This window comes from Azonexus sp. (genome assembly GCF_047638095.1).
Taxonomy (GTDB): domain Bacteria; phylum Pseudomonadota; class Gammaproteobacteria; order Burkholderiales; family Rhodocyclaceae; genus Azonexus.
In genome coordinates this window covers 1-10,493 of sequence record NZ_JBLJBW010000065.1, presented here as the reverse complement: position 1 = coordinate 10,493, position 10,493 = coordinate 1, and the positions used below count along the sequence as shown (strand labels likewise).

General features: G+C 60.9%; 8 protein-coding genes and 1 pseudogene. 2 read left to right on the top strand and 7 right to left on the bottom strand.

The features are described from left to right. Positions 1–699, top strand: a pseudogene (locus tag ACM62Q_RS12385) (F0F1 ATP synthase subunit beta); the annotation flags it as partial. Positions 700–724: 25 nt separating this feature from the next. Then, the gene (locus tag ACM62Q_RS12380) at positions 725–1,150 is read left to right on the top strand and encodes a F0F1 ATP synthase subunit epsilon (RefSeq protein ID WP_415037032.1); all 426 of its coding nucleotides are present in this window, start codon (positions 725–727) and stop codon (positions 1,148–1,150) included. 173 nt (positions 1,151–1,323) lie between these two features. Here ACM62Q_RS12380 and ACM62Q_RS12375 read toward each other — a convergent pair whose 3' ends face one another. The 7 genes from ACM62Q_RS12375 to ACM62Q_RS12345 all read right to left on the bottom strand — a co-directional run bounded on the left by ACM62Q_RS12375 (position 1,324) and on the right by ACM62Q_RS12345 (position 10,394). Next, positions 1,324–1,911, bottom strand: coding sequence for an SCP2 domain-containing protein (locus ACM62Q_RS12375; protein WP_415037030.1), 588 nt, complete (start codon positions 1,909–1,911; stop codon positions 1,324–1,326). Then, positions 1,911–2,651, bottom strand: coding sequence for a bifunctional demethylmenaquinone methyltransferase/2-methoxy-6-polyprenyl-1,4-benzoquinol methylase UbiE (gene ubiE, locus ACM62Q_RS12370; RefSeq protein WP_415037028.1), 741 nt, complete (start codon positions 2,649–2,651; stop codon positions 1,911–1,913). The genes ACM62Q_RS12375 and ubiE overlap by 1 nt, the downstream gene beginning before the upstream one ends. Positions 2,652–2,657: 6 nt before the next feature. Then, a complete protein-coding gene (locus ACM62Q_RS12365) occupies positions 2,658–3,068 on the bottom strand; it encodes a gamma-butyrobetaine hydroxylase-like domain-containing protein (protein ID WP_415037026.1) in 411 nt (136 codons plus the stop codon). Positions 3,069–3,116: 48 nt separating this feature from the next. Beyond that, positions 3,117–4,718: a hypothetical protein gene (locus ACM62Q_RS12360; RefSeq protein WP_415037024.1), complete on the bottom strand. Its 1,602-nt coding sequence runs from the start codon at positions 4,716–4,718 to the stop codon at positions 3,117–3,119. Next, positions 4,715–5,161, bottom strand: coding sequence for an HIT family protein (locus tag ACM62Q_RS12355; protein ID WP_415037022.1), 447 nt, complete (start codon positions 5,159–5,161; stop codon positions 4,715–4,717). Before ACM62Q_RS12355 ends, ACM62Q_RS12360 begins: the two co-directional genes overlap by 4 nt. Continuing rightward, entirely contained in the window at positions 5,161–9,048 is a 3,888-nt protein-coding gene (locus ACM62Q_RS12350) for a DUF3683 domain-containing protein (protein WP_415037020.1), read from the bottom strand. The genes ACM62Q_RS12355 and ACM62Q_RS12350 overlap by 1 nt, the downstream gene beginning before the upstream one ends. 95 nt (positions 9,049–9,143) lie before the next feature. Next, positions 9,144–10,394, bottom strand: coding sequence for a murein transglycosylase A (locus tag ACM62Q_RS12345; protein WP_415037018.1), 1,251 nt, complete (start codon positions 10,392–10,394; stop codon positions 9,144–9,146). Positions 10,395–10,493: the final 99 nt, after the last annotated feature.

Here is a 10,493-nt window from a genome sequence, read left to right as displayed (position 1 = left end):
CGTTTCCGTGACGATGGCCGCGACATCCTGTTCTTCGTCGACAACATCTACCGCTACACCCTGGCCGGTACCGAAGTGTCCGCGCTGCTGGGCCGCATGCCTTCCGCCGTGGGCTACCAGCCGACGCTGGCCGAAGAAATGGGTCGTCTGCAAGAGCGCATCACCTCGACCAAGGTCGGTTCGATCACCTCGATCCAGGCCGTTTACGTCCCTGCCGATGACTTGACCGACCCGTCGCCCGCCACCACCTTCTTGCACTTGGACTCCACGGTGGTGCTGTCGCGTGACATCGCTTCGCTCGGTATCTACCCGGCCGTTGATCCGCTCGACTCCACCAGCCGCCAGCTCGATCCGCAAATCGTCGGTGAAGAGCACTATTCGGTGGCGCGCGCCGTGCAGATCACGCTGCAGCGTTACAAGGAACTGCGCGACATCATCGCCATTTTGGGCATGGATGAACTGTCTCCGGAAGACAAGCTCGCCGTGTCCCGCGCGCGCAAGATCCAGCGTTTCCTGTCGCAGCCTTTCCATGTGGCCGAAGTCTTTACCGGTTCGCCGGGCAAATTCGTGCCGCTGAAAGAAACCATCAAGGGCTTCAAGGGCATCGTCAATGGTGAATACGACGATCTGCCGGAACAAGCCTTCTACATGGTCGGCGGCATCGAAGAAGTCGTTGAAAAGGCGAAGACGCTGCAGTAATGCGACGTCAGCTTAGGAGCCCGCCATGGTTATGACCGTATATTGTGATGTCGTCAGTGCCGAAGAATCGATCTTCTCCGGCAAGGTAGAAATCGCTGTGTTCCCCGGCGAGGCCGGGGAGCTTGGCATCCTGCCGCAACATACGCCGCTGCTCACGCGCATCAAGCCCGGCGCGATCCGTCTGAAGGTGGCGGATCAGAGCGAGTTTGAGCTGGTCTATGTTTCTGGCGGCATGCTGGAAGTGCAGCCGGACATGATCACTGTGCTGGCCGATACGGCTATCCGCGCGCGTGATCTGGACGAAGCGAAGGCGCTCGAGGCCAAGAAACGTGCTGAAGAAGCCTTGGCCAACCGCCAGGCGGAGATGGATTACGCCGCGGCGCAGGCCGAACTGGCCGAAGCCATTGCACAGCTGCAAACGATTCAACGCCTGCGTAAGCATACGCACTGATGCGCGGCGAAAAGTACGCATACAAAAAAAGCAGCCGGTAGGCTGCTTTTTTTCGTCCATCTAAATCCGGTTTAAAACTGCGCTCTTCAAGACGACATGAGGGGTGAATCCCCCGGCCGGAAGGCCTGTGGAAAACCCGTCGCCGACCTCTTCGGTGCGGATCAAGCAAAAATTCACGGTGAAATTTCTTCCAAACGCCGCTCCAGCGCAGCAAGTTGCTGAGTGAATTTTGCGTTTTTCCTGCTGAAATCGCCCAAATCCTCGGGCGCTACGGTGAGACCGCTTTCTTCCTTGAGGTAATCGCGCAAGTTCTCCAGGCTGCGGCGCACGGCTTCGCGGGTTTGTATCAAGCTGCGCCGGGCAAAGCGATCTACGCGATGGGCCGCAATGTCGCCGAAAATATGGGCAAGATCGGCTTCGCTGTCCCAGCGCAGGTTGCGCAAGACAAAGGCGAGAGTTTCTGCGAGCTCTGCGCGTCCGCTCAGATGCGCCTGGGCAAAGAGTGCCTTGTGGTCTTGCGCGAGCAGTTTGAGAAAATTTTCGGGCAGTTCGATGCAAACGTCGGCATTCTCGTTGAATGCAGCCAATGCAAACTCGCCCGTGGCAGTGATCTGGCAGGCAAACAACGCTCGCCCGGCGCTGGTGAGCAGTACCGTGCTAGCTGCGTGTGGGCGCAGTTTGGCCTGCGCCCAGCTGTTTTGCCGCAGCACATGATTGAGTGGTGCCAAAAAGAAGCGGCGGGCGCGTTCGGGCAAAGGCATCAGAGCTTGTAACCGCGATGCAGCGCGACGACGCCAAACATCATGTTGAAATATTCGACACGCGACAGACCGGCCCCCTCCAGCATGCCTTTCAGGGTTTCCTGATCGGGGTGCACACGGATCGATTCCGAGAGATAGCGGTAGCTGTCCGGGTCGCGGGTGACCAGGCCGCCGATGCGCGGGATGACCTGGAAGGAATAGAAATCGTAGAACGGTGCCAGCGGTTTCCACACCTGGGAGAATTCCAGCACCATCAGGCAACCGCCGGGGCGCAGAACGCGGGTCATTTCGCGCAAGGCACCGTCTTTGTGCGTCATGTTGCGTAGGCCAAAAGCCACCGTGACACAATCGAACCAGCCATCCGGAAAAGGCAGCTTTTCGGCATCGCATTGCGCTACCGGCAGCATGTATCCTTTGTTGGTCAGGCGATCGCGCCCGTGGGCGAGCATGGCATTATTGATGTCGGTCAGCCAGACCTGCCCGCTCTTGCCGACGCGTTTGGCAAAGGCCAGCGACAAATCGCCGGTGCCGCCGGCCACGTCGAGCACCCGCGAGCCTTCGCGGACGCCGCTGCGGGCGATGGTGAAGGCCTTCCACAGCCGGTGCATGCCGCCGGACATCAAATCGTTCATCAGATCGTAACGGCTGGCGACCGAGTCGAACACATCGCGCACGCGGCGCGCTTTTTCTTGCTCGGCCACGGTTTCGTAGCCGAAATGAGTGGTTTTATCTTGGTTCATGTGGCTTTAATGGTGCGCACCGCAGGCGCTGCTTTGTGCGCGCGGGGTGGTGTCGATATCGCGGGAAGCGCCGCGTGCCTCAAGCATTTTGAGGTACTGCGCCCATAAGTCGTCGTGATGCACGGCGAGGTTGTAGAGCAGCTCCCAGGGGTAAAGGCCGCTCTCGTGACCGTCGGAAAAAATAAGCTTCAGGGCATAGCTGCCCACGGGCTCGACGGCAAGCAGATCCACCTTGCGTTTGCCCGTTTGCAAGACCTCTTGCCCCGGGCCGTGGCCGCGCGCTTCGGCTGACGGGGTATAGACCCGCAGGTATTCGAAATCAAGACGATAGGATTCGTTGTTGGCGTAACACAGCTCGAGCACGCGGCTTTGGGTGAGCAGACGAACGGTTTCGGGAATCGGTATCGGTGAACTCATGGCAATCTCCGGTAAGTCCGCGAGTCTACCGCGAAGCTGGCGGCCATGTCACACATCGACCAAGCTGATGCGCTCGAAATCGACTTGCCGGCGCAAAATGCGGTTCATGCGCACGCGGCGCGGGCGTTCGTCGAGAAAAATTTCAATTTCCCGCCCCGCCCGGTATTGGCCGGTGGCGACGATGATCGACTCATCTTCGCTCTGCGGTCCGGAAGGCAAAAGGAAGCCTGGCTGAAACCGTTCTTGCAAAGCACCATGCGGTTCTACGATGCGGTAAGCCACACCGCGTGGCATGCCAGGCAAAAGAGAGAGTCCGATGACGAGCTTGCCGCTGTGCTCTTGCATCAACCAGGTGGCAAAGGCGAGCAAATAGGTGTTGCCATCGGGCGGGCGCACCGCCACCAACTGCCCGTGCGCCAGACGCTGCCCATCTTCTTGGCGCAGCAAGCGAAAGCCGGTGGCCGACTGATTGATGACTTCCCAAGCCTCGTGCGGGAATTCGGCATGCGGGCGAATGGTCAGGGCCTGCGCCGGGTCGACTTGATCGCGAAAGGTGTAGAGCGCGTTGAAATCGGCGCGGGTATAGGCGCTGGCGGTGTCGGGTTGTTCGAAGGCCTGGTGTTCGAGGTGAAAATAAATCGCCGGAAAACCCGCGCACAGCTGCGCCGTGCCACTGCTGGGAAAACGCCGGAAACGGCGGGGCGAGGCGGCTTGCGACCAGGGGCGGGCGAGCTGTTCGAGCAATTTGCTGACACGGCTGCTGTTTTCATTGCCCAGGCCCAATTCTTCCGGAGAAATACGCTGGCGTAATTGTCCCAGGGTCTGCTGAATTTGCAGGTGCAGGCGCTGGGTATCGAGGTGGCGCGCATCCTGTGCCGGGCCATTGAGGCTGGCGCTGGGGTGCAGGGGCTGATCCTGTAAAAGCTCGACGATGTAGGGCGGAAGCTGATTGTCGTCATCCAGTGCGGCGATGGACACCAGCGGCGACCACATCGCGGCCCAGTGGCGCAGCAAATTCAGATTGCGCACGCTGTGGCTGTAGGGGCTGGCAATATCGATCAAGAGCAGCGCGGTGTAGGCGGCGGCGCAATGTGTGGCGTGCACCGAGTTTTCCAGCGGGTCGGTGAGTGGCGTATAAGCGATATGCCATTCCTCGGCGCTGGCGTAATAGCCGTGCAATTCCAGCCAGAGACCGACGGGCTGCTCGCGGCGGGCGCGGTAATGCTCGACCAGGATGAGACCGCAGTAATAGATGCAGCGATACAGAATCGTTGCCATCAGTTTGAGGAAAGCCGGGTCTTCCGGCGCTGGGCGGATCAGGCTGGCGCACAGGCCGTAAGCCCGGCACATTTTGTGCCAACAGCTGCTGACTGAAGCAAAGGCATCTTCCTCTTCACGGCTGAGCGGCACCATTTTGTTGTGGTAGCGGCGGGCCATTTCTTCATTGATGAAGCACAGGGGAGCGCGCAAAGCCTCCAGTAATTCGAGCAGGGTGCCAGATTCCGGCGGCGCTTGCAGCAAAGCGTCGAGCAGGGCGCTGAGTTGCTGTTCGGCCAAGGTGGGATGGGTCAGTTTGACGCGGGCAAGGTAATCCAGCCCGAACTCCAGGGTGATGGGGTCGGGAAAGTTGGACAGGTGCGTTTCGCTCATGCAGGGACTCCACAGGCCAGATGTCGGGTGAGATGAGCGGCCAATTCCGCATCGCTGAGCGCGGTGGGTAGCACGCCTCCCGGGCGCTGACGGGTTCCCCAGATGGGTTCGGGAAACCAGGGGTCATCACGCCAACGGCAAATAATATGCCAGTGTAAATGCGGGACGACATTTCCGAAAGATGCAAGATTGATTTTATCGGGGCGATAACACGCGCGTAGCGCCGTTTCCACAGCCAGCACCGCGTCCATCAGGCTGCGCTGCTGCGCCGGGGCGAGTTCGCTCATCTCCGCCACATGGTGCTGCCAGATGATGCGGCAAAAGCCCGGCAGTTCGCTGTCGGTGACGCGCACGATGCGGTAATCCGCTGTTTGCAGCAACAGCACCCCGCCGTTTTCTTTACAGAGCACACAGGCGGGGGCGGTGTCGTGCATGGTCAGCATCAGAGCAGAATGCGTTCGATGCCACCGTTGTTGGCGCGGCCAACGTAATCGGCCATCCAGTTCTCGCCGAGCAGATATTTGGCGAGTTCGACCACGATGTAGTCGGCCTGGGTGCCGGCATCGTCATCGTAGCGCGACAAACCTTGCAAACAGGCGGGGCAACTGGTGAGGATTTTGACGTCGCCGGCAAAACCGTCAGCGCGCTGAGCGGCGACACCTTTCTCGATTTCTTCCTGCTTGCGGAATTTGACCTGAGTGGCCACATCCGGACGGGAATAGGCGAAAGAACCGGAATCACCGCAGCAACGATCCGACAGCGGCACCTTCTGGCCGAGCAGGCTTTGCGTCACGGTGCTGGAGAGGTGCACCTTGATCGGCGTGTGGCAGGGCTCGTGGTAGAGGTAGCGTACGCCGTCGATGTTGTCGGCCTTGACGCCTTTTTCCATCAGGTATTCGTGAATGTCGAGCAGGCGGCAGCCGGGGAAGATCTTCTCGAACTGATAGGTTTCCAGTTGGTCGAGGCAGGTGCCGCAGGAGACGATCACCGTCTTGATGTCGAGATAATTCAGCGTCGTCGCCACGCGGTGAAAGAGAACGCGATTGTCGGTACTGATTTTATGGGCGAGGTCCGCATTGCCGGAAGCATTTTGCGGATAGCCGCAACACAGGTAACCCGGCGGCAGCACCGTGGTGACGCCCAGATCGTAGAGCATGGCTTGCGTCGCCAGGCCGACTTGCGAGAAGAGGCGCTCCGAACCGCAGCCGGGGAAATAGAACACGGCATCCGACTCGTCCGTGGTTTTTTTCGGGTTACGGATGACCGGGATGACTTTGTCGTCCTCGATGTCGAGTAGCGCCCGCGAAGTGCGCTTGGGCAGATTGCCCGGCATGGGCCGATTCAGGAAGTGGATGACTTGCGTCTTGACGGACGGTGCGCCGACGGTTGCGGGCGGGTGACGGCGGGTTTCCTGGGTCAGATTCAGCGCTTTCGCCGCCTTGTGGGCCAGACGTTGCGCTTTGAAGCCAAATTCCATCATGCCCGCGCGCATCAGCTTGATGGTGGTCGGGTCCTTCAGATTGAGATAGGTCATGGCCGCCGCCGTGCCCGGGCTGAAGCGTTTTTTGCCTTGCTTACGCAGGAAGTTGCGCATGGCGACCGAAACGTCACCAAAGTCGATATCGACCGGACAGGGTTTGACGCAGCGGTGGCAGATGGTGCAGTGATCGGCCACATCGTTGAACTCGCTGAAATGCTGCAGCGAGATGCCGCGCCGGGTCTGCTCCTCGTAGAGGAAGGCCTCGATCAACAGCGAGGTGGCGAGAATTTTGTTGCGCGGGCTGTAGAGCAGGTTGGCGCGCGGCACATGGGTGGAACATACCGGTTTGCATTTGCCGCAGCGCAGGCAGTCCTTGATCATGTCGGAAATTTTGACGATTTCCGATTGCTCCATGATCAGCGACTCTGCACCGAGCAACGAGAAGGACGGCGTGTAGGCGTTGCGCAGATCGCCTTCGGCCAGCAGCTTGCCCTTGTTGAAATGGCCTTGCGGGTCGACCTTTTGCTTGTAAGCGCGGAAAGGCCCGATTTCATCTTCGCTGAGAAACTCCAGCTTGGTGATACCAATGCCGTGCTCGCCGGAAATCACGCCGTCGAGCGAACGCGCCAGATGCATGATGCGCTCCACCGTTTTATTGGCGGTTTGCAGCATGTCGTAATCGTCGGAGTTGACCGGCAGATTGGTGTGCACATTGCCGTCGCCGGCATGCATGTGCAGCGCCACGAACACCCGGCCGCGCAGCACCTCCTGCTGCACGGCGGCCATGCGCTCAGAAAGCGGACGGTAAATGGTGCCGTTGAAGATGTTGTCGAGCGGCTCCTTCAGTTCCTTCTTCCAGGAGGCGCGCAGCGAATAATCCTGCAGGCGGTGAAAAAGCGTAGGCGCGCTCGCCCGATTGCTGAGTTCGCCAGCGACGATGCCGAATTCAGCAAAACGGGTTTCCGCCTCCATCAGCGGCAGGTCGAGATGATCGAGCAGCCACTGCCAGCGCGCCCGCACGCCGGCCACATGCTCCAGCGCCCGCTCGCGCCGGTCGCCGAGCAGGGTTTGTTTATCCAGCTTGGTATCGCCGACGTTGATGGGCAGTTCGCCCTGAAAAAACTCGGTCAGCGCGTCGCACAGCTTGAGCTTGTTTTGCAGCGAGAGCTCGATATTGAAGCGCTCGATGCCGTCGCAGTAATCGCCCATGCGCGGCAGCGGAATGACCACGTCTTCGTTCAGCTTGAAGGCGTTGGTGTGGCGGGAAATGGCGGCGGTACGCGAGCGGTCGAGCCAGAATTTCTTGCGCGTTTCCGGCGTCACCGCGATGAAACCTTCAGAACCGCGTACATTGGTCATGCGCACCACTTCGGAGGCGGCATGCATGACGGCAGCTTCGTCGTGGCCGACGATGTCGCCGATCAGCACCATCTTCGGGCGGCCATGGCGCTTGGCCTTGGTGGCGTAGCCGACGGCCTTGACGTAGCGCTCGTCCAGATGTTCCAGGCCGGCCAGTTGCACACCGGCCGCGTGCCCCGCACCGCCCGGCTTGAAATAATCGGTGATCTCGACGATGGACGGCACCGCTTCGCGCACCTGCCCGAAAAACTCCAGACAGACGGTGCGGGTGACCGGCGGCATTTTGTGCAGCACCCAGCGGGCGGCGACGATGATGCCGTCGGTGCCTTCTTTTTGCACGCCGGGCACGCCGCCCAAGAATTTATCGGTCACGTCCTTACCCAGCCCGATCTTGCGGCAGGCGGCACCGGGCAGTGTGAGGCGTTCTTCGCTGAGCAGTTTTTTGCCGGAAGAATCAAAACGTTTCAGGCGAAAGACGACGGTTTCCTGCTCGTGAATTTTGCCAAAATTGTGATCCAGGCGTTCGACTTCCAGCCAGTTGCCGTCCGGGTCCACCATTTTCCACCAGGCCAGGTTGTCGAGCGCGGTACCCCACAGTACGGCTTTTTTACCGCCCGCATTCATGGCGATATTGCCGCCGATACAGGAGGCCGAGGCCGAGGTGGGATCGACGGCGAAGACACGCCCAGCGAGGCTGGCGGCCTCTGAAACACGGTCGGTGACGACGCCGGCACCGGTGCGGATGGTGGCGTAAGCGCTCGCCATTGGCCCCTCGAGGCCGGGTAGGACGAGGTCTTCGACCGGGCCGATATCGATCAGTTTTTCGGTATTGATGACCGCCGAGTGGGCGCTCAATGGCACTGCGCCGCCGGTGTAACCGGTGCCGCCGCCACGCGGGATGATGGTTAAACCGGCCTCGATACAGCCGCGTACCAGGTGGCCGATTTCCTCCTCGGTATCCGGGTAGAGGACGACGAAGGGGTATTCCACCCGCCAGTCGGTCGCATCGGTGACGTGCGAAACGCGCGCCAGACCATCAAAAGCGATATTGTCGCGACGGGTGTGTTTGCCCAGCACCTTCAAAACCTTGCGCCGCAGTTCCTGCGTTTCGGTGAAGCGCGCGGCGAAGCGGACGATGGCGTCTTCCGCCGCCACCACCAAACGCTTGACCTTGGCCGAGCGTACCGGGTCTTCCTTCTCGCGCTCGATACGGCGCTTTTCCACTTCCCGCAGGCGATGGCGCAAGGCTTCGATCAGCGCTTCGCGCCGCTCGCGGTTGGCGAGCAGATCGTCTTCCAGATAAGGATTGCGCTGCACCACCCAGATGTCGCCCAGCACCTCGTACAACATGCGCGCCGAGCGCCCGGTGATGCGCTCGGCGCGCAATTCGTCGAGCACTTTCCATAACTCGCTGCCGAGCAGGCGAATGACGATCTCGCGGTCGGAGAAGGAGGTGTAGTTGTAAGGGATTTCGCGCAGGCGGACGGTCATGGGCGGGCAACCGGAAGCTATCAAAAGGTTGATTTTAGCGTATTGCGGCGCAACACGCGGCCCCGGTAGACCGTGACGGCGCGGATCGGTTCAGATCATGGTGCAGCGCCTTCGGGCAGTAGCACCCACAGGCGTCCATTTTGTTTCATGCGCCCGGCCTGCGCCCCGGCTTCCTTGCCGAAACCCCAGAAAAAATCGGCGCGCACGGCACCGCGAATGGCCCCGCCGGTGTCTTGCGCCATGACCAGGCGCTCCAGTTTGCGCTCGCTGTTGGGATAGGTGGTGGCGAGAAAAACCGGCGCGCCCAGCGGGATGGCGCGCGGGTCGATGGCAATACTGCGTTCGGCGGTCAGCGGTACGCCCAGGGCGCCGATGGGGCCGTCGTTACTGGCCGGCATTTCGCGGAAAAAAACGTAGCTCGGGTTGCTGTTGAGCAGTTCATCCAAGCGTGTTGGGTTGGCGCGTGCCCAGGCCTGGATGCCCTGCATCGAAGCCTCTTCCAGTTTCAAATCGCCGCGTTCGACCAAAAGACGGCCGATGGAGCGGTAAGGGTGGCCGTTCTGGTCGGCGTAATTGACCCGCATCAGGCTGCCGTCGGGCAGGCGGATGCGTCCGGAGCCCTGGATTTGCAGGAAGAACAGTTCGATCGCATCCTCCACCCAGGCCAGCGCCTGAGCAGGGAGCCGGCTGTCTGCCGCCAGGATTTCGCCGCGTGTCCAGTAAGGCACGACCTTGTTGCCTTCGACGCGCCCGCGCACGCGCTTGCCTTTCAGTTCCGGGAAAAGCTCGCCCAGTTCGATGGTTAAAAGATTGTCCGGCGCGCCGTGCACGGCATGGGCAAAGCGTGCGGTTTTCTGGCGGCTGCCCTGCAGGAGCGGCTCGTAATAACCCGTGACCATGCCTTCGGTGGCGGCCAGGTCATCCGTGGACAGCGCGTAGGGGCGCAATTCGCGCTCGAAAAACTCACGCACCGCGGCGCTCGATTGGCCGTTCACTGCAGCGGCGCGGCTGCAAACGGCTTGCCAGACTTCGGCTCCGGCGCGCTTGGCCAGGCCACGACAGCTTTGCTGGAAGGCGGGCCAGGCGGCGCGCAGATCATCTTTTTGCCAGTTGGGGAGATCGGCCCAGGCCGCGGGAGTGAGGCGGCGCGAGAAAGTCGGGGGTTGGGGTTTTTCTTTTCCGACTTCCGGGCAGGTGGGGCAGGCCGCACAGGGCGGGCAGCTTGGCGATGTGGCGCTGGCGGCTTCCGGCGGCCCTTCCGGGGTGCCGAGGCTGGCCGGGAAGTGTTCGCAGGCGGCGAGTAAAACGCTCGCGGCAAGCAGAAGAAGAGTTTGGCGTTTGAACATGGCTTTCGCTAAAGTAGGACGTTTTGCCGCGCAGTATACCCGCCATGATGATTGCCCCCGACCGTCTCGAATTGCTCGTGCAGCGCGCCGAAAGCGTGC

Coding starts and splice junctions, on each gene's coding strand:
- ACM62Q_RS12365 (WP_415037026.1), bottom strand. CDS start 3,068: ATGAGTTCACCGATACCGATTCCCGAAACCGTTCGTCTGCTCACCCAA.
- ACM62Q_RS12355 (WP_415037022.1), bottom strand. CDS start 5,161: ATGCTGACCATGCACGACACCGCCCCCGCCTGTGTGCTCTGTAAAGAA.
- ACM62Q_RS12380 (WP_415037032.1), top strand. CDS start 725: ATGGTTATGACCGTATATTGTGATGTCGTCAGTGCCGAAGAATCGATC.
- ACM62Q_RS12350 (WP_415037020.1), bottom strand. CDS start 9,048: ATGACCGTCCGCCTGCGCGAAATCCCTTACAACTACACCTCCTTCTCC.
- ACM62Q_RS12360 (WP_415037024.1), bottom strand. CDS start 4,718: ATGAGCGAAACGCACCTGTCCAACTTTCCCGACCCCATCACCCTGGAG.
- ACM62Q_RS12345 (WP_415037018.1), bottom strand. CDS start 10,394: ATGTTCAAACGCCAAACTCTTCTTCTGCTTGCCGCGAGCGTTTTACTC.
- ACM62Q_RS12375 (WP_415037030.1), bottom strand. CDS start 1,911: ATGCCTTTGCCCGAACGCGCCCGCCGCTTCTTTTTGGCACCACTCAAT.
- ubiE (WP_415037028.1), bottom strand. CDS start 2,651: ATGAACCAAGATAAAACCACTCATTTCGGCTACGAAACCGTGGCCGAG.